At 73.3% G+C, this 25,665-nt stretch carries 18 protein-coding genes; 6 read left to right on the top strand and 12 right to left on the bottom strand.

Annotation, left to right across the window (positions count from 1 at the left end; genetic code table 11):
- Positions 1–198: 198 nt before the first annotated feature.
- From E0L36_RS24955 to E0L36_RS24925, 7 genes are read right to left on the bottom strand one after another with little or no spacing between them, the layout of a single operon-like run.
- The gene (locus E0L36_RS24955; RefSeq protein WP_180931503.1) at positions 199–2,742 is read right to left on the bottom strand and encodes an NADH-quinone oxidoreductase subunit G; all 2,544 of its coding nucleotides are present in this window, start codon (positions 2,740–2,742) and stop codon (positions 199–201) included.
- The gene (gene nuoF / locus E0L36_RS24950; protein ID WP_180931502.1) at positions 2,739–4,088 is read right to left on the bottom strand and encodes an NADH-quinone oxidoreductase subunit NuoF; all 1,350 of its coding nucleotides are present in this window, start codon (positions 4,086–4,088) and stop codon (positions 2,739–2,741) included. The genes E0L36_RS24955 and nuoF overlap by 4 nt, the downstream gene beginning before the upstream one ends.
- Positions 4,088–4,825 carry an NADH-quinone oxidoreductase subunit NuoE gene (gene nuoE / locus E0L36_RS24945; protein ID WP_180931501.1) on the bottom strand — a complete coding sequence of 246 codons (738 nt, stop codon included), beginning with the start codon at positions 4,823–4,825 and terminating at the stop codon, positions 4,088–4,090. The genes nuoF and nuoE overlap by 1 nt, the downstream gene beginning before the upstream one ends.
- Positions 4,822–6,147 carry an NADH-quinone oxidoreductase subunit D gene (locus tag E0L36_RS24940; protein ID WP_180931500.1) on the bottom strand — a complete coding sequence of 442 codons (1,326 nt, stop codon included), beginning with the start codon at positions 6,145–6,147 and terminating at the stop codon, positions 4,822–4,824. Before E0L36_RS24940 ends, nuoE begins: the two co-directional genes overlap by 4 nt.
- Complete coding sequence (locus E0L36_RS24935; protein WP_180931499.1) at positions 6,147–6,857, bottom strand: NADH-quinone oxidoreductase subunit C; 711 nt, start codon at positions 6,855–6,857, stop codon at positions 6,147–6,149. The genes E0L36_RS24940 and E0L36_RS24935 overlap by 1 nt, the downstream gene beginning before the upstream one ends.
- A complete protein-coding gene (locus E0L36_RS24930) occupies positions 6,854–7,408 on the bottom strand; it encodes an NADH-quinone oxidoreductase subunit B family protein (protein WP_180931498.1) in 555 nt (184 codons plus the stop codon). Before E0L36_RS24930 ends, E0L36_RS24935 begins: the two co-directional genes overlap by 4 nt.
- A gap of 12 nt (positions 7,409–7,420) precedes the next feature.
- Positions 7,421–7,801, bottom strand: coding sequence for an NADH-quinone oxidoreductase subunit A (locus tag E0L36_RS24925; protein WP_180931497.1), 381 nt, complete (start codon positions 7,799–7,801; stop codon positions 7,421–7,423).
- 1,162 nt (positions 7,802–8,963) lie between these two features.
- Between E0L36_RS24925 and E0L36_RS24920 the strand changes: the two genes are divergently transcribed.
- Positions 8,964–9,803, top strand: coding sequence for a C40 family peptidase (locus tag E0L36_RS24920; RefSeq protein WP_180931496.1), 840 nt, complete (start codon positions 8,964–8,966; stop codon positions 9,801–9,803).
- 896 nt (positions 9,804–10,699) lie between these two features.
- Here E0L36_RS24920 and E0L36_RS24915 read toward each other — a convergent pair.
- Positions 10,700–10,903 (bottom strand): cold-shock protein, encoded by a 204-nt coding sequence (locus tag E0L36_RS24915; protein ID WP_180931495.1) that lies wholly within the window; start codon positions 10,901–10,903, stop codon positions 10,700–10,702.
- Between the two features lie 279 nt (positions 10,904–11,182).
- Between E0L36_RS24915 and E0L36_RS24910 the strand changes: the two genes are divergently transcribed.
- From E0L36_RS24910 to E0L36_RS24895, 4 genes are all read left to right on the top strand, one after another.
- Positions 11,183–12,034: a menaquinone biosynthetic enzyme MqnA/MqnD family protein gene (locus E0L36_RS24910; RefSeq protein ID WP_180931494.1), complete on the top strand. Its 852-nt coding sequence runs from the start codon at positions 11,183–11,185 to the stop codon at positions 12,032–12,034.
- Positions 12,035–12,250: 216 nt separating this feature from the next.
- Positions 12,251–14,170, top strand: a complete 1,920-nt coding sequence (locus tag E0L36_RS24905) for a serine/threonine-protein kinase (protein WP_180931493.1) — start codon at positions 12,251–12,253, stop codon at positions 14,168–14,170.
- Between the two features lie 160 nt (positions 14,171–14,330).
- Positions 14,331–15,527 (top strand): cyclic dehypoxanthinyl futalosine synthase, encoded by a 1,197-nt coding sequence (gene mqnC / locus E0L36_RS24900; RefSeq protein WP_180931492.1) that lies wholly within the window; start codon positions 14,331–14,333, stop codon positions 15,525–15,527.
- A 23-nt stretch (positions 15,528–15,550) separates the two neighbouring features.
- Positions 15,551–16,246 (top strand): demethylmenaquinone methyltransferase, encoded by a 696-nt coding sequence (locus E0L36_RS24895; RefSeq protein WP_180931491.1) that lies wholly within the window; start codon positions 15,551–15,553, stop codon positions 16,244–16,246.
- 152 nt (positions 16,247–16,398) lie between these two features.
- Here the strand turns inward: E0L36_RS24895 and E0L36_RS24890 are convergent, their stop codons facing one another.
- On the bottom strand, positions 16,399–16,947 hold the full coding sequence (locus E0L36_RS24890; protein ID WP_180931709.1) for a GNAT family N-acetyltransferase: 549 nt from the start codon (positions 16,945–16,947) through the stop codon (positions 16,399–16,401).
- Positions 16,948–17,092: 145 nt separating this feature from the next.
- Here E0L36_RS24890 and E0L36_RS24885 point away from each other — a divergent pair, with 145 nt between their 5' ends.
- Positions 17,093–18,388, top strand: coding sequence for a geranylgeranyl reductase family protein (locus tag E0L36_RS24885; protein WP_180931490.1), 1,296 nt, complete (start codon positions 17,093–17,095; stop codon positions 18,386–18,388).
- A gap of 27 nt (positions 18,389–18,415) precedes the next feature.
- Here the strand turns inward: E0L36_RS24885 and E0L36_RS24880 are convergent, their stop codons facing one another.
- Genes E0L36_RS24880 through E0L36_RS28375 form a run of 3 tightly spaced genes read right to left on the bottom strand, consistent with a single transcriptional unit; the run spans position 18,416 to position 25,097 of the window.
- Positions 18,416–19,888 (bottom strand): DUF6177 family protein, encoded by a 1,473-nt coding sequence (locus E0L36_RS24880; protein WP_180931489.1) that lies wholly within the window; start codon positions 19,886–19,888, stop codon positions 18,416–18,418.
- The gene (gene eccCa, locus E0L36_RS24875; protein ID WP_180931488.1) at positions 19,885–24,009 is read right to left on the bottom strand and encodes a type VII secretion protein EccCa; all 4,125 of its coding nucleotides are present in this window, start codon (positions 24,007–24,009) and stop codon (positions 19,885–19,887) included. The genes E0L36_RS24880 and eccCa overlap by 4 nt, the downstream gene beginning before the upstream one ends.
- Positions 24,006–25,097, bottom strand: a complete 1,092-nt coding sequence (locus E0L36_RS28375) for a hypothetical protein (protein ID WP_308416924.1) — start codon at positions 25,095–25,097, stop codon at positions 24,006–24,008. Before E0L36_RS28375 ends, eccCa begins: the two co-directional genes overlap by 4 nt.
- Between the last annotated feature and the right edge of the window lie 568 nt (positions 25,098–25,665).

Raw genomic sequence — 25,665 nt, 5'->3', positions numbered from 1 at the left:
AGCAGCGTTGGCTCCGCCCCGGCGATCTGTGTGAGGGCACTCACGCGCCCACCTCCTCACGCACTGCACGCGTATCGCTCGCTGCTACCCGCCCGCCGAGCGGCGGTTGGGCTCGGCCCCCCGCTCCGAGGGGCGGCCGCGGTCCGGGCGCCGGGCGGATCGACCGCCCCGGCCCCACGGGCACCGGCACACCGCTGGTCACTGGGCCACCTCCCCGCTGCCGGACGCCGGCTCGGCGTCCTCGGCGGTCACACTGACGGTGACCAGTTCGCCGGGGGCGGCTCCGGTCTCGGCGGTCACGCCCCGGCCGACCGAGCGGATGGGCAGCCAGACCACCCGGTCCGGCATCGCGGTCACCCGCAGCGGGAGCCGGATCGACCCGGCGGGCCCGGAGACCGTCAGTTCGGCACCGTCGGCGACGCCCGCCTCGGCGGCGGTGCGCTCCGACATCCGCGCGACGGCGGCGTGCCGGGTTCCGGCGAGCGCGTCGTCGCCCTGCTGGAGGAGGCCGTCGTCGAGGAGGAGGCGGTGCCCGGCGAGCACCGCCTGCCCGTCGCGCGGCTGCGGCAGCGACCGGGCGGGCTGCTGGGGCGCGGTGACCTCACCGGGTTCCCAGTGGCCCAGCCGCTCGACCTCGGCCCGGATGGTGCGCACGTCGGGGAGGCCGAGGTGCGCGTCGAGGGCGTCGGCGAGCATGTGCAGCACCCGGGCGTCCGGCTGGACGTGGCGGCGGGTCATCTGGTCCGGCTTGATCGCGGCCTCGAACGGGCGGGCCCGGCCCTCCCAGTTGAGGAAGGTGCCCGCCTTCTCGGCGACCGCGGCGACGGGGAAGACCACGTCGGCGCGTTCGGTGACGGCGCCGGGCCGCAGCTCCAGGCTGACCACGAACTCGGCCTCGTCCAGGGCGCGCAGGGCGCGGGCCGGGTCCGGCAGGTCGTCGGGTTCGACGCCGCCGACGACCAGCGCGGACAGCTCGCCCGCCAGCACGCCGTCGATGATGCCGGTGGTGTCCCGGCCCGGCTCCGCCGGGAGTTCGGCGACGCCCCAGGCCCGGGCGACCTCGGCGCGGGCGCGCGGGTCGTGGGCGGGGCGGGCGCCGGGCAGCAGCGCCGGGAAGGCGCCGGTCTCGACGGCGCCCCGCTCGCCCGCCCGGCGCGGAATCCACACCAGGGTGGCGCCGGTGGCGGTGGCGGCGCGCGCGGCGGCGCTGAGTCCGCCGGGCACGGCGGCCAGCCGCTCCCCGACGGCGATCACCGCGCCCTCCTCGCGCAGGGCCTCGGCGGTGCGCTGGCCCAGCTCCTCCAGGCCGACGCCGCCGGAGAGGGCGTCCAGCCACTCCGTCTCGGTGCCGGGCGCGGCGGGCAGCAGGGTGCCGCCCGCCTTCTCCAGGCCGCGGGTGGCGTGGCTGGCGATGGCGAAGGTGCGCTGACCGTGTTTCCGCCACGCCTTGCGCAGCCGCAGGAAGACGCCGGGCGCCTCCTCCTCCGCCTCCAGGCCGACCAGCAGCACGCTGGGTGCGGCCTCCAGGGTGGAGTAGGTGAGGCCGCCGCCGTCGAGGTCGCGTCCGCGTCCGGCGACGCGGGCGGCGAGGAACTCCGCCTCCTCGGCGGAGTGACGGCGGGCGCGGAAGTCGACGTTGTTGGTGCGCAGGACGGCCCGGGCGAACTTGGCGTAGGCGTAGGAGTCCTCGACGGTCAGTCGCCCGCCGGTGAGGACCCCGGCCCGGGAGCCGCCCTCCGTCCCGCGCGCGCCGGCGGCTTCCAGGCCGCGCGCCGCCGCCTCCAGCGCCTCGGGCCAACTCGCCTGCCGCAGCTCGCCGTCGGCGTCGCGGATCAGCGGGGTGGTGAGGCGGTCGGGGCGCTGGGCGTACCGGAAGCCGAAGCGGCCCTTGTCGCAGAGCCACTCCTCGTTGACCTCGGGGTCCTCGGAGGCGAGGCGCCGCATGACCTTGCCGCGGCGGTGGTCTGTGCGGGTGGCGCAGCCCCCGGAGCAGTGCTCACAGACGCTGGGCGAGGAGACCAGGTCGAAGGGGCGGGAGCGGAAGCGGTAGGCGGCGGAGGTGAGCGCGCCGACCGGGCAGATCTGGATGATGTTGCCGGAGAAGTACGACTCCAGGGGGTCGTCCTCGCCAGTGCCGACCTGCTGGAGGGCGCCGCGCTCCAGCAGCTCGATCATCGGGTCGCCCGCGATCTGCTGGGAGAAGCGGGTGCAGCGCGCGCAGAGCACGCACCGCTCCCGGTCCAGCAGCACCTGCGTGTTGACGGGGACCGGCTTCTCGAAGGTGCGCTTGCGGCCCTCGAAGCGGGAGGTGGCGCTTCCGGCGGACATCGCCTGGTTCTGGAGCGGGCACTCGCCGCCCTTGTCGCAGACGGGGCAGTCCAGCGGGTGGTTGATGAGCAGCAGCTCCATCACCCCGCGCTGGGACTTCTCCGCGACGTCCGAGGAGAGCTGGGACTTGACGACCATGCCGTCGGTGCACTGGATGGTGCAGGAGGCCATGGGCTTGCGCTGGCCCTCGACCTCGACGATGCACTGGCGGCAGGCTCCGGCCGGGTCGAGCAGCGGGTGGTCGCAGAACCGGGGGATCTCGATGCCCAGTTGCTCGGCGGCGCGGATGACCAGGGTTCCCTTGGGCACGGAGATCTCGGCGCCGTCGATGGTGAGCGTCACCAGCTCCTCCGGCGGCGCCGCGGCGTCCCCTCCTCCGCTGGGGGATGGCGTCGTGGACGGGGGCGCGGTCATGCGGTGACCTCCATGCGGGAGTCGGCCCATACGGTGGAGCGGGTGGGGTCGAAGGGGCAGCCGCCCTCGGTGACGTGGCGCTCGTACTCGTCCCTGAAGTGCTGGAGGGAGGAGGCGATACACGCCGCGGCGCCGTCGCCGAGCGCGCAGAAGGACTTGCCGTTGATGTTGTCGGCGATGTCCTCGATCGTGTCGATGTCCGAGAGGGTGGCCTTGCCGTCCTCGAAGTCCCGCAGCAGCTGGACCAGCCAGTACGTGCCCTCGCGGCAGGGGGTGCACTTGCCGCAGGACTCGTGCGCGTAGAACTCCGTCCAGCGGGTGACGCAGCGGACCACGCAGGTGGTCTCGTCGAAGCACTGGAGGGCCTTGGTGCCGAGCATGGATCCGGCCTCGCCGACGCCCTCGTAGTCGAGGGGGACGTCCAGGTGCTCGTCGGTGAGCATCGGGGTGGACGAGCCGCCGGGGGTCCAGAACTTCAGCCGGTGTCCGGGGCGCATCCCGCCGCTCATGTCGAGCAGCTGGCGCAGGGTGATGCCGAGCGGCGCCTCGTACTGGCCGGGGGTGGCGACGTGGCCGCTGAGCGAGTACAGGGTGAAGCCGGGGGACTTCTCGCTGCCCATCGAGCGGAACCAGTCCTTGCCCTTGTGCAGCAGGGCGGGAACCGACGCGATGGACTCGACGTTGTTCACCACGGTGGGACTCGCGTAGAGCCCGGCCACGGCCGGGAAGGGCGGGCGCAGCCGGGGCTGGCCGCGGCGGCCCTCCAGCGAGTCGAGGAGGGCGGTCTCCTCACCGCAGATGTAGGCGCCCGCGCCGGCGTGCACCACCAGGTCGAGGTCCCGGCCGGGGCCGAGGGCGTCCTTGCCGAGGTAGCCCGCCTCGTACGCCTCGCGCACCGCCTCGTGCAGCCTGCGCAGCACCGGAACGACCTCGCCGCGCAGGTAGATGAAGGCGTGGTTGGCGCGGATCGCATGACAGGCGATGACGCAGCCCTCGATCAGCGCGTGCGGGTTGGCGTAGAGGAGCGGGATGTCCTTGCAGGTGCCCGGCTCCGACTCGTCGGCGTTGACGACGAGGTAGTGCGGTTTGCCGTCGCCCTGCGGGATGAACTGCCACTTCATCCCGGTGGGGAACCCGGCGCCGCCGCGGCCGCGGAGTCCCGCGTCCTTGACGTAGGCGATGAGGTCGTCCGGGTCCATCGCGAGCGCGGTGGCCAGACCGGCGTAGCCGTCATGCCGCCGGTAGGTCTCCAGCGTCCACGGCCTGGGGTCGCCCCAGGACGCGGAGAGCACCGGGGCCAGCAGCGACGTGGGGCCGCCCTCGTTGACCTGAGCTGCCACGCTCATCACTCACCCTCCCCGCCGTCGCGCGGCGGTACGACCTGACCGGTCCCGCCCGGTGCCGTCTCTCCCTGGGCGAGCCGCAGTCCGGCCAGCGAGGCGGGTCCGGCTCCGCCGGTGGCCTCGACCGCGCCGGGGCGCTCGTCGGGGAAGCCCGCGAGGATGCGGGCGGTCTCCTTGAAGGTGCACAGTGGGGCACCGCGGGTCGGCTGGACCTCGCGTCCGGCGCGCAGGTCGTCGACGAGCCGCCGGGCGCTGTCCGGCGACTGGTTGTCGAAGAACTCCCAGTTGACCATCACCACGGGCGCGTAGTCGCAGGCCGCGTTGCACTCGATGTGCTCCAGCGTGACCTTGCCGTCCTCGGTGGTCTCGCCGTTGCCGACGCCGAGGTACTCCTGGAGGTCCTGGAAGATGGCGTCGCCGCCCAGCACCGCGCAGAGCGTGTTGGTGCAGACCCCGACCTGGTAGTCGCCGGAGGCCTTGCGCCGGTACATGGTGTAGAAGGTCGCGACGGCGTTGACCTCGGCGGTCGCCAGTCCGAGCTGTTCGGCGCAGAACCGCTGGCCGGTCCGGGTGACGTGGCCCTCCTCGGACTGCACCAGGTGCAGCATCGGCAGCAGCGCCGAGCGGCTGTCCGGGTAGCGGGCGATGATCTCCCTCGCGTCCGCCTCCAGCCGTTCGCGGACGTCGGCCGGGTAGTCGGGGGCCGGGAGTTCGGGCATCCCGAGCTGGATGTCTGTCATCGGTCGACGCCTCCCATCACGGGGTCGATGGACGCGACGGCGACGATCACGTCGGCCACCTGGCCGCCCTCGCACATCGCCGCCATGGACTCAAGGTTGGTGAAGGAGGGGTCGCGGAAGTGGACCCGGTACGGGCGGGTGCCGCCGTCGCTCACCGCGTGTACGCCGAGTTCGCCCTTGGGGGACTCCACGGCCGCGTACGCCTGGCCGGGAGGCACCCGGAAGCCCTCGGTGACCAGCTTGAAGTGGTGGATCAGGGCCTCCATGGAGGTGCCCATGATGTTCTTGATGTGGTCGAGCGAGTTGCCCAGGCCGTCCGGGCCGAGCGCGAGCTGCGCGGGCCAGGCGATCTTCTTGTCGGCGACCATGACCGGGCCGGGCTCCAGCTTCTCCACGCACTGCTCGATGATCCGCAGCGACTGGTGCATCTCCTCCAGCCGCAGCAGGAAGCGGCCGTAGGAGTCGCAGGTGTCGGTGGTGGGGACCTCGAAGTCGTAGTTCTCGTACCCGCAGTACGGCTGGGCCTTGCGCAGGTCGTGCGGGAGTCCGGCGGAGCGGAGGATGGGGCCGGTCGCGCCGAGCGCCATGCAGCCGCTGAGGTCGAGGTGGCCGATGTCCTTGAGCCGCGCCTTGAAGACCGGGTTGCCGCTGCACAGCTTGTCGTACTCGGGCAGGCTCTTCCGCATCTTCTTCAGGAAGTCGCGGAGCGCGTCGATGGTGCCGGGCGGCAGGTCCTGCGCGAGGCCGCCGGGGCGGATGAAGGCGTGGTTCATCCGCAGGCCGGTGATCAACTCGTAGAGGTCCAGGACGTGTTCACGGTCCCGGAAGCCGAAGATCATGACGGTGGTCGCGCCCAGCTCCATCCCGCCGGTGGCGATGGAGACGAAGTGCGAGGAGAGCCGGTTCAGCTCCATCAGCAGGACGCGGATGACGTTGGCCCGGTCCGGGACGTCGTCCTCGATGCCGAGCAGCTTCTCCACGGCCATGCAGTACGCGGCCTCGTTGAAGAACGGCGTGAGGTAGTCCATCCGCGTGACGAAGGTGGTGCCCTGCGTCCACGTCCGGTATTCGAGGTTCTTCTCGATGCCGGTGTGCAGGTAGCCGATGCCGCAGCGGGCCTCGGTGACCGTCTCGCCGTCGATCTCCAGGATCAGCCGCAGCACCCCGTGCGTCGACGGGTGCTGCGGGCCCATGTTGACGATGATCCGCTCGTCGTCGCTGCGGGCCGCGGCGGCCGCGATCTCGTCCCAGTCGCCACCGGTGACGTCGTAGACGGTGCCCTCGGTGGTCTCGCGGATACCGGCGGGTGCGTGCGTGCTCATCAGCTGTACGACCTCCGCTGATCGGGAGCCGGAATCTGGGCGCCCTTGTATTCGACGGGGATGCCCCCGAGCGGGTATTCCTTGCGCTGCGGGAAGCCCTGCCAGTCGTCGGGCATCATGATCCGCGTCAGCGCGGGGTGCCCGTCGAAGATCAGGCCGAAGAAGTCGTACGTCTCGCGCTCGTGCCAGTCGTTGGTCGGGTAGACCTCGACGACCGAGGGAACGTGCGGATCGGCGTCCGGCGCGGTCACCTCAAGCCTGATCAGGCGATTGTGAGTCAGTGAACGCAGGTGGTAGACGGCGTGCAGCTCCCGCCCGCGGTCCTCCGGGTAGTGCACACCGCTGACCCCGGTACACGTCTCGAAGCGGAGCGCGGGGTCGTCACGCAGCGTGCGGGCGACCTGGAGGAGGTGCTCGCGCGCGATGTGGAAGGTGAGTTCACCGCGGTCCACCACCGTCTTCTCGACGACGTGCTCCGGGGTGAGCCCCTGCTCCTCCAGCGCGCCCTCCAACTCGTCCGCGACCTCGTCGAACCAGCCGCCGTACGGCCGTGAACTGGGCGCGGGCATCCGCACGGTGCGCACCAGGCCGCCGTAGCCCGAGGTGTCGCCACCGGCGCTGGCGCCGAACATGCCGCGACGCTCCCCGATCGCCTCACCGACGTCGCCGCGGGCCGCGGGGACGGCGCCGTTCTCCTGCTCGTCACTCACCGGAGCAGCCCCTTCATCTCGATGGTGGGGAGCGCGTTGCGCGCCGCTTCCTCCGCCTCCCGGGCCGCCTCTTCCCGGTTGACCCCGAGCTTTCCGTTCTGCACCTTCTCGTGCAGCTTCAGGATCGCGTCCAGCAGCATCTCGGGACGGGGCGGGCAGCCCGGCAGGTAGATGTCGACCGGGACGATGTGGTCAACGCCCTGCACGATCGCGTAGTTGTTGAACATCCCGCCCGAGGAGGCGCAGACACCCATGGAGATGACCCACTTCGGCTCCGGCATCTGGTCGTAGACCTGCCGCAGCACCGGGGCCATCTTCTGGCTGACCCGCCCGGCGACGATCATGAGGTCGGCCTGCCGGGGGGAGCCACGGAAGACCTCCATCCCGAAGCGGGCGAGGTCGTACCGGCCCGCGCCGGTGGTCATCATCTCGATGGCACAGCAGGCGAGTCCGAAGGTCGCGGGGAACATGGATGACTTGCGCACCCACCCGGCGGCCTTCTCGACGGTGGTCAGCAGAAAGCCGCTCGGCAGCTTCTCTTCGAGTCCCATAGTTGATTGCCCCTAGTCCCACTCCAGGCCGCCGCGGCGCCAGTCGTACGCGTACGCGATACCGATGAGCGCTACGAAGATGAGCATTTCGGCGAGTGCGAAGAGACCGAGGCCGGTATCCGGATCGACGAGCACGTCGAAGTGCACGGCCCACGGATAGAGGAAGACGATCTCGATGTCGAAGATGATGAAGAGCATCGCCGTCAGGTAGTACTTCACCGGGAAACGGCCGCCGCCCTCCGGCTGCGGCGTGGGCTCGATGCCGCACTCGTACGCTTCGAGCTTCGCCCGGTTGTAGCGCCGAGGGCCGACGAGCGTCGCCAACACGACGGAGACGACGGCGAAGGCCGCTCCCAGGGCTCCCAGTACAAGGATCGGCGTGTAGGCGTTCACGCTTCCCCGCTCCTTCCAGTGCTGTCGACGCTGACTGCCCGCTGGCCCGAGGACCGGACCGGCCTCACGAAGATCGCTCCTATGTGAGGCAGTTCACAAGCCCTCGCCGCAGGCATCCTATGCCCGGGGCTCTGTGACGTGCGACACGGGGTACCACAACTGCTTTGTGATCTCCACCACCTGATACTGAGTCATCTCACTCATCGAGAAAAGATCTTCACACGCGAAGCAGTACATCGGTCACCGGCGGTGACATCCGGATCAGGAGCACGGCATATCCGTGGTGTTCAGCACAGGTAAACCGATCGACCCCGCCTGTCGCCTAGCAAGAGGTGCCATGCAAAGGCAAATTCGCGATGGACAGCGCGCCATGATAGATGCGGCCACCACTTATCTAGCCTCCACGCAGCCCCCGGCACATCGTGAACACCGGCACAACCGCCCGCCGGGGAACAGCCCCAGAGCCCCGAGGCGCCCCCCGCGACGGCGACGACCCGGAATCGCGGTGAACCAGCGGCCCACGCCTCGCGTCTTTCCCTCAGGGCCCAGCCACCCCGGCTCCCCCTACGCCGCCCCTACCTCACCCCATACCGGTACAGAACCCCCACTCTCCCCACGCCCGCCCGCACCCACGCCCCCGCACGGCGACCAACCCACGGAGGCGCACCGGGAGATCGAGCGCGGAGCGCGGACCCGAACCCCGCCGCCGCACCCACCTGGACCCGGCCCCGACTCCGGCGCCGGACCCGAACCCGGATCCAGCCCACACGCATAACTCGCCAACCACCCAGACACGCCCGGGAATCGGAAAAGTGGGCGAATCGACTGGCATTAAGCCCCAGTTGGCGCGACCATGAACCGTATTGACCGTTTTACTGCGGCAGTTCGGACTCACGTCGTGATCTGCACCACTCGCCACATCCGGCGGTCGCTGCCTTCTTTGCGCCCCCTGGTCACGCCGTGATAACGACCGCGATCACCCGTGCCGCATTACCGGCATTGTGGACAACTCCCTGGTGAACGCGGTGCGATGGGAATCCGCCCACGGCCTCCGTCGACCGCCGGGACATGCTGATCATGGTCAACTGGCCGCGAATCGGGCGACTGTGGCGCATCGCACCTTTGTTGAGCGGATCGTCCGATCGCTGCTACCCATGCAGCCATGTCCCCGAGAGCTCAGAAGCCCAGCCACCGGAAGCCCCGGCCCAGCAGCAGGATGAACCTGGCGCTGCGCGCGGGGATGACGGGCGGCGTCATGGGCACCATCGCGCTGACCGCCTCCGCCGCCCCGGCGAGCGCCACGGACCGCGACGCCGCGGCCGAGACGCAGGAGATGCCAACCCTCACCTCGGACCTGACGGTCTCCAACGCCCAGGCGGCCAGCTCCCTGGAGACCTCCGCCCACCGCTACGAGCTGCGCGAGGCCCGCGACAGCGCCACGGCCGAGGCCGTGGAGGAGGCGCGCGCCAAGGCCAAGGAGACCAAGCAGCGCGCGGAGGCCAAGGCGAGGGCCAAGGCCGAGGCCGCCCGCGAGGCCGAGGAGGCGCGGCAGGCCCGCGCCGAGTCGGCGGAGCGCGCCAACCGGTCCACCGAGCGCGGCTCCCTCGCGAGCGCCTCCGCCGAGGCGCCCAGCGCCGCCCCGCAGAGCGGCAACGCCGCGGGAGTGATCAGCTTCCTCAGGGCCCAGGTCGGCAAGGGCTACGTGCTGGGTGCCACCGGCCCCTCCTCGTACGACTGCTCCGGGCTGACCCTGACCGCGTTCAAGCGGGCCGGGATCGACCTGCCCCGCACCTCGCAGCAGCAGTCGACCACCGGCACCTCGATCCCGGTGAGCGAGGCCAAGCCCGGCGACATCCTCTACTGGGGTGGCGCGGGAAGCGCCCACCACGTCGCGGTGTACGTGGGAGGCGGCAAGTTCATCGGCGCGCAGAACCCGTCCACCGGTGTCGTCGAGCGCGACCTGAGCTACGACCAGCCCTCGGGCGCCGTCCGCGTGCTCTGACCGGAACACCCCAGCCAGTCCAGCCAGTTCGGACACCCGGACCCCCGGTTACCTGGCCTGTCGCACCGGAACCGTCACCTCGGCCGTCAGCCGCTCCGTCCCCGACGGCTGTCCCCCGGCGAACAGCCGCACCACACCCTGGAGGGGCGCACCATCCGGTGCGCCCCTCCGGTCGTGTCGGTTCGCCACCCCGGGCCGGGCCCGGGTCTGACCCCGGCCCGTCCGCGGTGTCCGCCGTGGCGGTCGCCGCCCGTTCGCCACACGGCCGTCCGGGCCCCTGTCCCACCGGTTTCCCCACCGGTAATTCCCCCGGTACCGGTTTTCCGGCGGCCGGCCACTTCGGCGCTCCGTTCTCCCCCGCTCTCCGTCGCGCCGGATTCCCGTACCGTCGCGGTCCGGTTCCGGTCTCGCGTCGGCGAGCGGGTTTCCGGAGGGCGGGACGGCGGCGGCCGACGGGCCGGACGCCGCCTGGGATTCCGTGAACGCCCGGGTCCGCCCGCGAATGGGGGCGGGCGAACCGGCGACTGGCCCGGAATGCGTCGGCGCGGGGGCGGCGCGGGTCGGGATTGGGGGCGGGAGCCGGGCCACCGGAATCGAGCGGGGACGCGCGCCGGGAGCCGCATCCGTGGAAGGCGGGGAACCGGAGAACCCGGCGGGGAAACCGCGGGCGAAGGCCGGGGAAAGCACGGGGGCCGGAATCCACCCGGCGGGCCGGAATGGGCGGGTCGCGGGCCCAGGAGGGCCCGGAGCCGTGTGGCCGCGCGGCGGGAAGCCGCAGGAGACGGCGGTGGCGTCCCCGGGGAGGCCGCCCGGCCGCGCGGGACGGGGCCGCCCCGCCGAAAAGGCAGGAGCCCCCGCCACTGGCGGGGGCTCCTTGGGTACTGCGTGAGAAAGGGTTACTGCGCGGTGACGTTCTCCGCCTGCGGGCCCTTCGGACCCTGCGTGACGTCGAAGGTCACAATCTGGTTCTCCTCAAGTGAGCGGAAGCCAGACGCGTTGATAGCGGAGTAGTGGACGAAGACATCGGGGCCGCCGCCGTCCTGGGCGATGAAGCCGAAGCCTTTTTCGGCGTTGAACCACTTGACGGTTCCGGTAGCCATAAGCCCTCCCTGGGCCTATAAGGGTCGCCCTGCTCCCAGACCCACGAAGAAGTCTCTGAAAACGACGAGAGCCTGCGGTCACATGCTCCGCAGGCTCTGTACTGCAAGGGAAACCAAACTGCAACTTGCCGCGAGCGTAGCACGGTCCGCGTGTGAGGTGGAAGGGACAAAGATCACTCGTGCCGGAAGGCGCCGCGCGGCCGGGTGTGCCCGCTCGGGCACACCGGTCCGGGCATACCGGGCGCGGCGGGCGGCGTTGCCAGGCGTACCCTCCGGTGTGTGACTGCGCAGCCGAGATCCCGCCCCCGCGTCGGGCATATCCAGTTCCTGAACTGTCTGCCGCTCTACTGGGGCCTGGTGCACACCGGATCCCTCCTCGATCTCGACCTGACGAGGGACACCCCCGACCAGCTGAACGACAAGCTGGTCGGCGGGGAGCTGGACCTGGGCCCGATCTCGCTGATCGAGTTCCTGCGGAACGCGGACGACCTCGTCGCGCTGCCGGACATCGCGGTGGGCTGCGACGGCGAGGTGATGTCCTGCGAGATCGTCTCCCGGAAGCCGCTGGAGGAGCTGGACGGAGCGCGGGTCGCGCTCGGCTCCACCTCCCGTACCTCGGTGCTGCTCGCGCAGCTGCTGCTGCGGGAGCGGTACGGCGTCGAGCCCGAGTACTACACCTGCGCGCCCGACCTGGAGCGGATGATGCGGGAGGCCGACGCCGCGGTGGTGATCGGGGACGTCGGGCTCCGCGCCTATCTGCGGCACCTGCCGGAGGACGGGCTGGTGGTGCACGACCTCGGCCGCCTGTGGAAGGAGTGGACGGGGCTGCCGTTCGTCTTCGCGGTGTGGGCGGCGCGCCGGGACTACCTGGCGCGCGAGCCGGAGTCGGTGCGCGAGGTGCACCGGGCGTTCCTGGACTCCCGTGACCTGGCGCTCGCGGAGCTGCCCAAGGTCTCGGAGCACGCGGCGCGCTGGGAGGTCTTCGAGCCGGAGGAGTTCGAGCGGTACTACACCGCGCTCGACTTCCGCTTCGGGGAGCGGCAGCTCTCCGGGCTGCGGGAGTTCGCCCGGCGCACCGGTGGCGCGGCCGGGTACCCGCCGGACGTCGCGGTGGAGCTGCTGCGCCCCTGACCCGTACGGGCGGCTCCCGGCCGGTCCGGGGCTGTCCGGACCGTACGGGGTCGCGGAGCCGTTCACGGTTGTGCGGGAGTGTCCAGGACCGCCCCGGCTGCCCCGGTCCGCTCCGGGCTGTCCGTAACCGTCTCCGCCGGCGGCTGAAGTGCTCGGCGCCCGTGGTGGCGAGGGTCCTATGGTGGGCTGGACGGACAGCCGGAGGGGGAGCTCACCATGCAGCCGCTCGACGCCGAGGACCCGCGGGCGCTCGGCCAGTACCGACTGCTCCGCAGGATCGGCAGCGGCGGGATGGGACGCGTCTACCTGGCTCGCTCGGACAGTGGCCGCACGGTGGCGGTCAAGGTCGTCCATCCGCACTTCGCGGTGGACGAGGTGTTCCGGGAGCGGTTCCGGCGGGAGGTGGCCTCGGCGCAGCGGGTCGGCGGGCAGTGGACGGCACCGGTGCTCGACGCCGATCCGGACGCTCCCGTCCCGTGGGCGGCCACCGGCTATGTGGCCGGTCCCTCGCTCCAGGACGCGGTGGCCGAGCACGGCCCGCTCCCGGTCGCGACGGTCCGGGCGGTGGGAGCGGGGCTGGCGGAGGCGCTGCGGCACGTCCACGGGCTCGGGCTGATCCACCGGGACGTGAAGCCGTCCAACGTGCTGCTCACCCTGGACGGCCCGCTGCTGATCGACTTCGGTATCGCCCGGGCGACGGACAGCACCGCCTCGCTGACCTCCTCGGGGGTGTCGATCGGCTCGCCCGGCTACATGTCCCCGGAGCAGGTGCTGGGTCAGGGTGCGACCGCCGCGTCCGACGTCTTCTCGCTGGGTGCCGTGCTGGCGCTGGCGGCCACCGGTCATCCGCCCTTCCCCGGGGACAACTCGGCCTCGCTGCTGTACAAGGTGGTGCACGAGCCCCCGGAGATCCTCCCGATTCCGGTGGACGGGGAGGACGCCTCGGAGGCGGAGGGGCTGCGCGAGCTGATCACCGGCTGTCTCGCGAAGGATCCGGCGGAGCGGCCGTCCCCCGAGGAGGCGGCGCGAGCGCTGACCGGCGGTGCGGGGGACGCGGCCGACCTGGTGGGCAGCGGCTGGCTCCCGGCCCCGATCGTCGAGCAGGTGAGCAGGCGGGCGGTCGACCTGCTCAGTCTGGAGCCGGAGGGCGGCCCCGCGGCCGCCAACACCCCAGCGGAGCCGGGCGGTCCGGCCGTCTCCGGCGGCGGGTTCGCGGGGGGCGGCCCGTCCGGCGGCGGGACGTCCGGGGGCGCGGGCGCGCCGCCGGGGGTCTTCGGCCCGCCGCTGAGCCAGACCGCGCCGCACGACACCGGTGGCGGCGCTCATCCGTCCGGTGCGGGGGAGCCGGGGGGCGGCGGCGCGTCGGTGGCGGGCTGGGGGTCGGGCGGCACGGGCTTCGGCTCCTCCTCCGGGTTCGGGGGTGGGCCCGGGGGCCCGGCTCAGGTGTCGGGATCGGCGGTGCCCACCGGGGCGGGCGGGGAGCGGCCGGGAGACCGGAGTGGCCGGTCCCGGTGGTTGTGGCCGGTGGCCGCCGGGGTGGTGGCCGCCGTCCTCGCCGGGGCGCTGCTGGTCAGTCAGCTCGGAAGCGACGACGGCGGGAACGGCGCGCAGAGCGGGGGCAGCTCGACCGGTGGTGGGGGCGCGGGTGGGAACAGCGGGGCGACCGGCGGCAGCGGGGGCGACGAGGCGAGCAACGGGGACGGCGGGGCGGACGGCGGGAGCGCGGAGGGCTCCGACGGCGGTGGAGGTGGCCCCGAGGTGGACGAGATTCCCAAGGAGTTCCTCGGGTCGTGGAGCGGCGAGATCGTCACCCGCAGCAAGATCACCCGCGCCACGCTGCGGGTCACCGTCCGTAAGGGCGGCAAGGGGGACCGCGCGCTGACCATCACCTCGGTCCCGGACGGCGCCAACGGGCTGGAGTGCTCGGGCAGGGCGACCGTCCGCAAGATCACGGCGAACCGGCTGACGGTGCTGGAGGAGGGCGTCAAGGACTCGCCGACGATGCTGGGCCTGCCGGTGTGCAGCGACAAGTCCTCGCCGTCGACCCTCACCCGGGAGGGGTCGAAGCTGCGCTACGAGTCGCGGAGTTCGGAAGCGGGCCAGCCCCACGGGACGCTCAGCCGCACCGGTTCCTGACCGTCCCGCCGCGTGGCCGGGCGGCGCGGGCTGCCGCCGGGCGGGGGCGCGTCCGGCGGCTGGGGCGTGGGCGGGCCTCACCCGCGCCGGGCGGCGGTGGACGGCGGGCGTACGCTGGGGTGGTCCGTCAGACGTACGCCTGCTCGGAGGAGACGCCCCGGTGCCCGAGAATGCCGACCTTCAGTCCGTCCTCGACCGCGCCGCCGAGGGCGGGCGCGTCACCGCCGACGAGGCCCTGGAGCTGTACCGCTCGGCCCCGCTGCACGCGCTCGGCGCCGCCGCCGACGCCGCGCGCCGCAGGCGGTACGCCGGTACCGAGCACATCGCGACGTACATCATCGAGCGGAACATCAACTACACCAACTCCTGCGTGACGGCGTGCAAGTTCTGCGCCTTCTACGCCTCGCCGAAGAGCGACAAGGTGTGGACCCGCGATCTGGACGACATCCTCCGGCGCTGCGCCGAGACGGTGGAGCTGGGTGGCACCCAGATCATGTTCCAGGGCGGCCACCACCCGGACTTCGGCGTCGAGTACTACGAGGAGCACTTCGCGGCTATCAAGGCGGCCTACCCCCAGCTGGTGATCCACTCGCTGGGCGCCTCCGAGGTGGAGCACATGGCGCGGATCTCCGGGGTGACCCCCCGGGAGGCGATCCAGCGGATCCACGCCGCGGGGCTGGACTCCTTCGCCGGTGCCGGTGCCGAACTGCTCCCGGCGCGGGCGCGCACGGCGATCGCTCCGCTCAAGGAGTCGGGTGAGCGCTGGCTGGAGATCATGGAGATCGCGCACGGTCTGGGCGTCGAGTCCACCTCGACGATGCTGATGGGCACCGGGGAGACCAACGCGGAGCGCATCGAGCACCTGCGCATGATCCGGGACGTGCAGGACCGTACGGGCGGCTTCCGCGCCTTCATCCCGTACACCTACCAGCCGGAGAACAACACGCTGAAGGGCCGCACCCAGGCGACCGTCCTGGAGTACCTGCGGATCATCGCGACCGCCCGGCTGTTCCTGGACAACGTCCCGCACATCCAGGGTTCCTGGCTGACCACCGGAAAGGACGTCGGCCAGCTCTCGCTGCACTACGGCGCGGACGACCTCGGTTCGGTGATGCTGGAGGAGAACGTCGTCTCCTCGGCGGGCGCGAAGCACCGCTCCAACCGGCTGGAGCTGCTGAACCTGATCCGCCGGGCGGGCCGCGTCCCCGCGCAGCGCTCCACCACCTACGAGCACCTGGTGGTGCACGAGGACCCGGCTCAGGACCCGGCGGACGACCGGGTGGTCTCGCACTTCTCGTCGACCGCCATCGAGGGCGGCACCGCGCACCCGGAGCTGAACCTCGTCGACGCCCGCTGAGGGCGGGTGGGCACAATGGGCCGGTGACCCGAGCCTCCCTGGACAAGAAGCCGCAGGACGTCGCCGCGATGTTCGACGACGTAGCCGCGAAGTACGACCTGACGAACGACGTGTTGTCGCTGGGCCAGGCCCGGCTCTGGCGCCGGGCGGTGGCGCGCGCCGTGGACGCGCGGCCCGGTGAGCGGGTGCTGGACCTGGCGGCGGGCACCGGTACCTCCTCGCTGCCCTTCGTGGACGCGGGCGCCTTCACCGTTCCGTGTGATTTCTCCACGGGGATGCTCGCGGAGGGCAAGCGGCGGCACGCCTGGCTGCCCTTCACCGCCGGGGACGCCACCCGGCTCCCGTTCGCCGACGGGGTGTTCGACGCGGTCACCATCAGCTTCGGGCTGCGGAACGTCTCGGACACCGACGCCGCCCTCCGCGAGCTGCTGCGCGTCGCCAAGCCCGGCGGGCGGCTGCTGATCTGCGAGTTCAGCCATCCGACGGGGCCCGCGTTCCGCACCGTCTACACCGAGTACCTGATGCGGGCGCTGCCGCCGGTCGCCCGGGCGGTGAGCAGCAGTCCGGACGCCTACGTGTACCTGGCCGAGTCCATCCGCGACTGGCCGGACCAGCCCGCGCTGGCCCGGCGGTTGCAGCACGCCGGCTGGACGCGGGTCGCCTGGCGCGATCTGAGCGCCGGGATCGTCGCCCTGCACCGCGGCGTCAAACCCAGCTGAGCGCGCCCGGGTCCGACCGCGCCCCCGTGCCCCCCCGTGCCCCCCGTTCCGCCGCGGCGCCCGCGCCCGGCCGCGGCGGGCGCGGGCGCGGCCCGGGGGCGGCTGCGGTTCGGCCCCGGGCGGCTCCGGTTCGCGCGGTGGCTGCGGTTCGGTCAGAGAGGGAGGCGGAAGCAGAGGGCCGTCCGGCCGGACGGGCTGGTGAACCGCTCGGCGAGCGTCATCCCGAGACGTTCGGTCACCGCCACCGAGCGCGCGTTCCCGTCCGCCACCATCGCGACCACGTGGGGCACTCCCGCCTCCCGCACCCGTTCGACCGCCAGCCGGGCGGCGGCCGTGGCGTACCCGTGGCCCCAGTGGGCGCGGCCCAGCCGCCAGCCGATCTCGATCTCGCCGGCCGGCCCCCAGTCGTGTGGCCAGGGCTGCGCCCCGGTGAAGCCGATGACCGCGCGCCCGGCGCCCACCTCCGGGTCGGCGTCCGCCTCGGGTCCGGTCCCGGTGCCGGGGTTGGTGCCGGGGCTCTCGGCGGGGTCGAGCAGCGTGTAGAGGCAGAAGCCGTGGCGGGCGGCGTGCGCGCGCTGCCGCGCCGTCATCTCCTGGTACACGGACAGCTCGGCGGCGGACCCGCCGTGGAACTCCATGACCTCCGGGTCGTCGAACACCCGGTGCCAGGCGAAGGCGTCGGCCTCGGTCGGTATCCGCAGATCGGCGCTGGACAGCGGGGCGCCGGACGCACCGGGCGACGATCGGGGAACAGTGCTCTCACTCAAGGGTCAACCCCTCCTCAACGGGTCGGCTGTGCCTGCATAGACTGCCCGTGTCCCCCACCCTCATCCTGCGGGAGTCCTTGTGGCCGAGCATCACACGAAGCCAGCCTCCGAGCGGACCGCCGATGTGATCGTCGTTGGCGCGGGACCGGCCGGTTCCACCACGGCCTACCACCTCGCCCGGTCCGGTCTCGACGTGCTGCTGCTGGAGAAGACCGCCTTCCCCCGGGAGAAGGTCTGCGGGGACGGCCTGACGCCCCGCGCCACCAAACAGCTGGTCGCCATGGGGATCGACGTCTCCGAGGAGGCGGGCTGGCTGCGGAACCACGGGCTGCGCATCATCGCGGGCGGCCACCGCCTCCAGCTGGACTGGCCGGAGCTGGCCAGCTACCCGAACTACGGACTGGTGCGCAAGCGGGACGACTTCGACGAGCAGCTCGCCCGGCAGGCGGAGAAGGCCGGGGCCCGGCTGCACGAGCGGTGCACCGTCGGCGAGCCGGTGCTGGACGCCCGCACCGGCCGGATCACCGGGGTGCACGCCAAGCTGGGCGAGGAGCGGACCCCGGTCACCTTCCACGCCCCGCTGGTGGTGGCGGCCGACGGCAACTCCACCCGGCTGTCCCTGAAGATGGGCCTGCACCGCAGGGACGACCGTCCGATGGGCGTCGCGGTGCGCACCTACTTCACCTCGCCCCGGCACGACGACGACTACCTGGAGTCCTGGCTGGAGCTGTGGGACAAGCGCGGCGCCGAGGACCGCCTCCTCCCCGGCTACGGCTGGGTGTTCGGGATGGGCGACGGCACCAGCAACGTCGGGCTCGGCATCCTCAACTCCTCCTCCGCCTTCAAGGAGCTGGACTGGCGTGAGGTGCTGAAGGCGTGGTGCGCCTCGATGCCGGAGGAGTGGGGCTACACCCCGGAGAACATGCTCGGCCCGATCCGCGGCGCCGCCCTGCCCATGGCCTTCAACCGTCAACCGCACTACACGCGCGGGCTGTTGTTGGTGGGCGACGCCGGTGGGCTGGTCAACCCGTTCAACGGCGAGGGCATCGCGTACGCCATGGAGTCCGGTGTCATGGCGGCGGAGACGATCGTGCAGGCCCAGGCCCGGGCCACCCCGGCCCAGCGGGAGCTGGCGCTGCGGAACTACCCGAAGGTGCTCAAGGAGACCTACGGCGGGTACTACAACCTGGGCCGGGCCTTCGTGAAGCTGATCGGCAACCCGAAGGTGATGAAGCTCGCCACCGAGCGGGGCCTCTCGCACCCGCTGCTGATGCGCTTCACCCTGAAGATGCTGGCCAACCTGACCGATCCGCGCGGCGGTGACGCCATGGACCGCGTGATCAACGGCCTCAGCAAGGTAGCCCCCCGCGCCTGACCGGCACCCGGCGGGGACCGGTGCGCCTCACCCTCCGGTGGCGCGCAGATGGCCGACCAGTTCCTCGAACTCCCGCCACGCGGCCCGCTGTTCGGCGGCGCCGCCGCCGGGTTCCGGGGCGTCCCCGGGGCCGAGGGGGAAGTAGTAGCCGGGGCGGGCCCCGCCGCCGAGCCGCCGTGGCCGGGCCCCGCCCGGCAGCGGCGCGGAGTCGGCCCGCGCGGTCCCGACGCCCGCCACGTCGCCTGGGCCGAGCGCGAAGGCCACCGGCCCGGCGGCCCCTTCGGCGCGGGGCGGGACGGTCAGGTCGGCGCGCGCCGCGCGGCTCTCGACGAGCAGGGTGCGCAGCCCGTGCGCGCCGCTCAGCTCCTCGGCCAGCGCGGGCAGTGCGTCCAGCGGGAGCGCGGCGCCGGGGCGGTAGCCGAGCGTCAGCGTCGCGCGTTCCTCGACTCCCGCGCTCGTACGGGTGGTTCGGAGCGTGGCCACGCCGGGGGTGCCGGTGAAGCCCACCGCGACAAGCCAGGTGGGCCGGGGCGCCCGGTCCCGCACGCGGTCGGTGAGCTGTGCGCGGGACCAGCGCTGGGTCACCGGCTCCGCGGTTCCCCAGCCGTCGGGCGGGGCGCCGGTGAGCGCGCGCCAGATCGTCTCCAGCGCCCCGCCGAGCAGGAGTTCCCCAGTGGGGGCGCGCACCGTGCGGGCTCTGACGGTGAGTTGCCGCTCGCCGGGTTCCCGTTCCTGGTCGGGTGCGGTGAACTCGCGGGCCACGGTGGCGAGTTCGGGCTCCGAGCCGCCGCCCTCGGTGCGGGCGGTGAACTCGCCGTCGCGCCAGTGCAGTTCGGTGCCGTGCAGCCCGTCGCGGTAGCCGCCGTCGTCCCGCCGGACCACCCAGCGTGCGGCGGGCGGGGCGAGCAGGGCCCGGGTGGCCGGGGTGATCCGACTGCCCGGCGGGGTGACCAGCGCCAGCGTCCGGCCGCTCTCCGCCGCGCCCCGCAGCGCGTCCGCGAGCCAGGCGGTGGCGGGCACCGGATCGCGGTCCTGGAAGACGACGGCCGTCCGGTCCGTGCGCAGGTCCACCCCGGGCTGTGCGGCCGGGGGCTGGTGGGTGGCGCGCAGGTCGGTGGGGACCACCTCGCCCGGCCAGGCGGCCGCCGCCTCCGGCGGCCAGACCGCCCCCTCCAGCTGGGCGGCGACCCGGCTGGCGAAGGCCCCGGCCAGCGCGCCGCCCTCGGGGACGGTGCTGCTGCCGCGCGCCTCCGTCCACCACACCGGGTGGGGCGCCGCCGCGCCCACCGCGCCGAGGAGCCGCGCGGCCTCGCCCGGGACCCGCAGCAGCTGCGGTGACTCGACGGTCACCAGCGGGCCGCCGTCCGCCGCGCACAGCTGGATCAGCGCGCCCTCGGCGAGCGAGCCGACCCGGGCGTCCGGGCCCGCGGCGAGCAGCCCCGCCAGGACGGCCCACGTGTCGGGGCAGCGCGCGGTGAGCGCGATGGCGTCCTCGGTCATCTCCCGGCCTCCTTGGGTGACGGTTCGGCCATCGCGGTCTGCACGAGCCGCGCGCCCGCCCCGCGACGGATGAGGGTGCCGCGCCCGGGCGGCATCGGCGCCGCGTAGACGCCGGGGAACAGTTGGCCCTCCATGCGTTCACCGGTCATCACCAGCGCGGCGGTGCCGCTCTCCCGCAGGGTGGTCAGGAACGGTTCGTACAGCGCGCGGGAGGCGCCCGCCACCCGCCGGGTGACCACGAAGTGCAGCCCGATGTCGGACGCGGCGGCCAGGTACGGCAGGAACGGGGCGAGGGGCTGCTGCCCGCCGGAGGCGATCACGTCGTAGTCGTCGACCAGCACCACGACGCGCGGTGGGCCGCCGGAACTCCCGGGCGCGGGCGGGGCGTCGGGGCCGGACGCCTCGTCCGGCAGCCGTTTCTCCAACTCGTCCGCGACACCGGTGGCCAGCGCGGCGCAGAGCCGCGGGGTGTGTGCGTGGCCGCCGCGGTAGGGCTCGGGGACGGCCCGGCGCAGCCCCTGCCGGGGGTCCATGACCGCGAACACCAGCTCGTCCGCGGAGTACCGCTCCGTCAGGCCGCGGGCGAGCAGCCGCAGCAGGTTGGTCTTGCCGCACTCGGTGTCGCCCAGGACCATCAGGTGCTGGTCGTGTTCGAAGAGGTCGAGCAGCGCGGGCGCCAGCCCCTCCTGGTCGAGCCCGATCGGCACCCGCGCGGGTTCGGCGGCCGCCGTGGGCAGCCGGCCGGCGGGCAATCTGCCGGGCAGCACCCGCACGGGGCGGGCCCCGGGCCCGTCCCAGGCGGCGCGCACCGCCCGTACCGCCCGCTCCACGGCCGCTCCCAGGTCGTCGGCCTCCGTCTGTCCGTCGATCCGGGGCAGCGCGGTGTGCGCGAACAACTCCCCGTCGGTCAGGGCCCGTCCGGGTTCCTCGGCGGACAGGGTCTCGGCCAGCTTCCGCTTGACGCTGCTCTCACCCGGGTCGTTGAGCCGCAGCTCCACCCGGGTGCCGAAGGCGGACTGGGTGGCGATGCGCACGTCGTTCCAGCGCAGCATGCCCGCCACCACGTGGATGCCGTATCCGCCACCGCGCTTGAGCAGTTCGGCGACGGCGTCGTCCAGTTCCTCGAAGTCGTCCCGCAGCGCCCCGAAGCCGTCGATGACCAACACCACGTCTGTGGAGTCCAGTTGGGGGAGACGGCCAGCGGCGCGCAGACCGCGCAGCTGCTCCACGGAGTCGACACCCCACTCGCGGAACAGCACCTCGCGCTCCGCGAGCATGCCGCGCAGCTCCTGCACGGTGCGGGCGGCCCGCTCCCGGTCCGCGCGCCCGGCGATCCCGCCGACGTGGGGCAGCCCGGACAGCGCCTGGAGTCCCCCGCCAGCCAGGTCGACGCCGTACACGCCGACCTCCTGGGGGGTGTGGGTGAGCGCGAGGGAGAGCACCAGGGTGCGCAGCAGCGTCGTCTTGCCGGACCGGGGCCCGCCGATGACCGCCACGTGGCCACCCGCCACCGTGAGGTCCAGCAGCCACCGCCCCTGCCACTGGCGCGCCGGGTCGTCCAGCAGGCCGAGCGGCACCCGCGGCCCGTCGCCGGGGGCGCGGGACGCGCCGCCGCCGGGCAGGTGGAGGCCGCGTTCGGCGTCCGCCCGGGGCGGTCCGGCGACGGTGTCGAGCGGGACGGCGGCGGGCAGCGGGGGCAGCCAGACGCTGGGCACCGGATCGGCGGCCTCCCGCAACTGGTCGACCATGACGGACAGCACGGTCGGCCCGCGCGACCGCCGCGTCCGGCCTGCGGCCAACTGCCCATCTCCCGAGGGCTGTTCCGCTCCCCCGGGGCCTACCGGGAGAGCCGGGCGGGACGGCTCCGGGGCCCCGGCTCCGTCCGGCTGCCCACCCCCGGCCGCCGGGCCGGACAGGGGGTAGGGCCACACCTTCGGCCGGTCCGGGGTCTCCTCCACGGCCCGTACCGGGCCGGTGTACGGGCCGGAGACGTAACTTGCCTTGAACCGCTCGTAGACGGAGGTGTCGACCTTCAGGTAGCCGAAGCCGGGCAGCGGCGGCAGGTGGAAGGCGTCCGTCGAGTCCAGCACGGTGCGGCTCTCGTCCGGGGAGAACGTCCGCAGGCCCAGCCGGTAGGCCAGGTAGGTCTCCAGCCCCCGTAGTTTGCCGCCCTCGATCCGCTGGCTGGAGAGGAGCAGGTGGATGCCGATACTGCGGCCGATCCGCCCGATCGACAGGAACAGGTCGATGAAGTCCGGTTTGGCGGTGAGGAGTTCACCGAACTCGTCGATGACGACGAACAGGTGGGGCAGCGGCGGCAGTTCCGGCCGGTGCGCGCGGACGTCCGCGTACTGCCCGATGTCGGCGAGGTCCCCGGCGTCCTTCAGCACCTGCTGTCGGCGCTTCACCTCGCCCGCCAGGCTGACGTGCACCCGCTCGATCAGCCCCGCCTGGTTCTCCAGGTTGGTGATGACGCCCGCCACATGCGGCAGCCCGTCGAACGGCGCGAACGTCGCCCCGCCCTTGTAGTCCACCAGCACCATCGCCAGCTCCTCCGGCGGGTGGGTGGTCACCAGCGCCAGCACCAGGGTGCGCAGCAGCTCGCTCTTGCCCGATCCGGTTGCCCCCACGCACAGCCCGTGCGGGCCCATGCCCAGCTCCGCCGACTCCTTCAGGTCCAGCAGCAGCGGCTCGTGCCCGTCCGTCACCCCGACGGGCACGCGCAGGAAGCGCTGTTCGGAGCGCGACTCCCACAGCGCCGGTACGTCCAGTGCCGCCACGTCCTCCAGCCCGAGCAGCTCCGCGAAGTCCACCGGTCCGCTCAACGGGGCGTCGGCCGCGCCCGGTTCGGCGGACAGCCGGAGCGGGGCCAACCGCCGCGCCAGGGCCTCAGCGCCCGGCGGTGTCAGTTCGTCCGGCGTTCCGTGCGTGGTGACCGGCGCCTCACCGGCCAGCTCCTCGACGGTGACGCGGGCGCCGTCCACCGTGATACGGACGCCGACCTCCCCCGGCTCCGCCACTCGTTCGTGCACCAGGTGCAGCACCGTCACGCCCAGGTCCGACAGCGGCAGCGTGTCGTCCGGCCGGGGGAAGTCCCGGGCCGGGTCCCCGTACCCGTCGCTCACCACCACCAGCCGCGGCATCAGCCGCAGCGCCTCCCGGCCGCTCAGCCCGCGCCGCACCTCCGCCGCGTACGCCGCGCGCCGCCGCAGCTCCGGTCCGAGCAGCGTCGCCAGCGCGCCCAACTCGCCCGCGACGCGGTGCGATCCGGCCGCGTCTCCGCCCTCTCCGGAGGACGCCCGGTGTCCGGTCCCATCCCCGCGGAGGTGCGGAAGCCACTTGACCCAGTCCCAGTCGGCGGCCCGCCCCTCCGGGCAGGCCACGGCCAGTCCCACGTCGTCCGGCGCGTGCGCCACCGCCAGCTGGACGGCCAACGCCCGTGCCACACCCAGCACCTCGTCCCGCTCACCCACCAGGCTGACGTGGCCCACCCGGTCCAGCGGTGCGGTCAGCGGCAGTTCGGGCGTGGTCGAGAACCGCCGGGTCACCGCCCGCGCCTCGTTCAGCATGAACGGGTCGGGCGGGGTCAGCACCGTCGAACCGGTGGGCTGCTCGATCGCCAGCCGCCGCACGGGCATGTCGCCCGACCCCAGCCGGACACGGAGGAAGTCCGGGTCGGTACGCCGCCGTTCCCATAGCCGGGCCGGATCGGCCACCAGGTCGTGCAGCGCCTCCGGCGGCGGATACAGCAGCCGCGCCTGTCGCCGTACCGACCGGTCCTGGTCGGTCAACTCCTGCCGCAACTCCTCCAGATACTCCAGATACCGCTCCCGCTGGGTGCGCCGGGTCCGCTGCGCCCGGCCCCGCTGCGACAGCAGCATCGCCACCCCACCCGCGACGGCCACCACCAGCACCAACGCACCGATCACCGCGAACTGGCTGCCGCGCAGGACGGTCATCATCAGGACCGATCCCATGATCCCGGCCATCGGCAGCAGCGCCGTGAAAGCCGAACCGGCCTTCCCCTCCGGCAGGTTGGGCGGTGCCTCGACGGTGCGCACCGCGGGTTCCGGCAGGGGCCGCACCGTACGCGCCGGACGGTGCACCAGTCGCGCCGTCATCGCCGCACGCCCAGCAGCCGCCGACCGCCCGGGCGCCCACCGGAACCCCCGTCCGGCTCCGCGTCGGAGCCGTCTGTCGAACCTCCAGGCAGGACACGATCGTTGGCGCTCACGGCGACCCCGTCCACCGCGCGGCCGAGCGCCGCGGCGGCGATCCGGGTGGCCGCCTCCCGGCTGCTCTGGGCCAGCAGGTCCGCGCGGATCTCCCCACCGCCCGCCAAGTGCCGGTCATAGGGCAGTCGTACGACGCTCGCGCCGCCAACGGACAGGTACTCGACGGCCTTCGCCGTCTCCAGCCGTACGTCCGGGGCCGTCTCGGTCAGCACGATCACGGTGCCCCGCAGCATCGGACGTGGCAGCGAGGCCATCCACGCCAGCACCGAGCGGGTACTCGCCAGCCCCTCCACCGTCGCGGGCACCACCAGCACCCGCGACTGCGCCGCCGCGAGCGCCGTCCGCGCCACCTCGGCGGGCAGCGTCTCGCAGTCCACCACCGTCACCCCGAAGAACCGGCGCAGTGACACCATCAGCGTCCGGTACTCCGCCAGCCCCAGCCGCGCTCCGACGACCCCCTGGCTGCCGGGTAACAGCCAGCCGCCGCCACGCAGTCGGACGAGGTAGCCGATCACGTCGTTCAGCCGCATCGACGGGTCCAGCACCCGGGCCAGGTCCGCGCCGCTCCACCGCACCGACTCCGCGCCCAGCCGGATCGGCAGCGTGCCCAGCGCCGGATCGGCCTCCAGCGTCAGGACCGGATCCGTGCGGTAGTAGGCGAGGGCCTGCCCCAGCAGCGCGGCAACCGTGGTCTTCCCGGCGCCGCCCCGGATGCTCGTCACCGCGATCTGCCGCCCCGTGGTGACCGGTCGTTGCAGGGCCTCGGCCCGTTCCTCGGCCCGTCGGCTCTCTCCGGCCGCCGAGCCGCCCACCGCCCGGGCCACCGCGCGTCCGGCCCGGCGGCCCAGCGAGTCGCCCCGGAGCGGCGCCCCCTGGGCGTACGCCAGTCGCGGATCGAGGGTGGCCACCGGCTCCGGACTCCCCGCCACCGCGCCACGCACCACTTCCTCGGCGGCGTGACTCCCGCCCGCCACCGGCCGGTTCGTCCGTAACGCCGCGACTCCCCGGTCCGCCACGGGCGTTCCGGCTTCCCCGGCCGCCCTCTCCCCACTCCCGCCGTACGCCCCGGTCCTGACCCGGCCCGCGCCGTCACCGGGAACGGGGGCCGCACCGGCCCGACGCGGGGAGGACCGGCTCAGGGCGACCGTCGCCTCTGGCGAGGCCGCCGAACTCCCCCCGGACACACTTTGGCTGGAGGTATCCCGTGCCCTCGCGTCCGAGGTTCCGGACGCGGAACCGGGGCGGGCGCCGTGCGGCGCGACCTGTCCCACGTACCCCGCCGTACCGGCCGCGGCGCTCGTCCCCCCGGCCGGACGCCCCTTCCGGGCGCCGTCGGGTGCCAGTTCGTCGAGCAGCGCCCGCTGCCACTCCCCCCGTGCCATGGTTCTGCCTCCTCCCTCTCGTCTCATCGAGCCGTCTCGTGGGCCGTGCGTCCGGACCGTCCCGCTGTACCTGCCCCAACTCCCGCTGGTTGGCGCCGTATCGGGGACCAACACTGGTGAACGTGGCGGTCGCGCCCGGGCATCGCGGCACGTCCCTCGC

The sequence above is a fragment of the Streptomyces sp. AJS327 genome (genome assembly GCF_013450295.1).
In the GTDB taxonomy this organism is placed as follows: domain Bacteria; phylum Actinomycetota; class Actinomycetes; order Streptomycetales; family Streptomycetaceae; genus Streptomyces.
The sequence above is the reverse complement of the archived record's forward strand: the minus strand, read 5'-3'. Positions and strand labels throughout refer to the sequence as shown.

Coding starts and splice junctions, on each gene's coding strand:
- eccCa (WP_180931488.1), bottom strand. CDS start 24,009: ATGACGGCGCGACTGGTGCACCGTCCGGCGCGTACGGTGCGGCCCCTG.
- E0L36_RS24880 (WP_180931489.1), bottom strand. CDS start 19,888: ATGACCGAGGACGCCATCGCGCTCACCGCGCGCTGCCCCGACACGTGG.
- E0L36_RS24905 (WP_180931493.1), top strand. CDS start 12,251: ATGCAGCCGCTCGACGCCGAGGACCCGCGGGCGCTCGGCCAGTACCGA.
- E0L36_RS24920 (WP_180931496.1), top strand. CDS start 8,964: ATGTCCCCGAGAGCTCAGAAGCCCAGCCACCGGAAGCCCCGGCCCAGC.
- nuoF (WP_180931502.1), bottom strand. CDS start 4,088: ATGAGCGTGGCAGCTCAGGTCAACGAGGGCGGCCCCACGTCGCTGCTG.
- E0L36_RS24930 (WP_180931498.1), bottom strand. CDS start 7,408: ATGGGACTCGAAGAGAAGCTGCCGAGCGGCTTTCTGCTGACCACCGTC.
- E0L36_RS24955 (WP_180931503.1), bottom strand. CDS start 2,742: ATGACCGCGCCCCCGTCCACGACGCCATCCCCCAGCGGAGGAGGGGAC.
- nuoE (WP_180931501.1), bottom strand. CDS start 4,825: ATGACAGACATCCAGCTCGGGATGCCCGAACTCCCGGCCCCCGACTAC.
- E0L36_RS24915 (WP_180931495.1), bottom strand. CDS start 10,903: ATGGCTACCGGAACCGTCAAGTGGTTCAACGCCGAAAAAGGCTTCGGC.
- E0L36_RS24940 (WP_180931500.1), bottom strand. CDS start 6,147: ATGAGCACGCACGCACCCGCCGGTATCCGCGAGACCACCGAGGGCACC.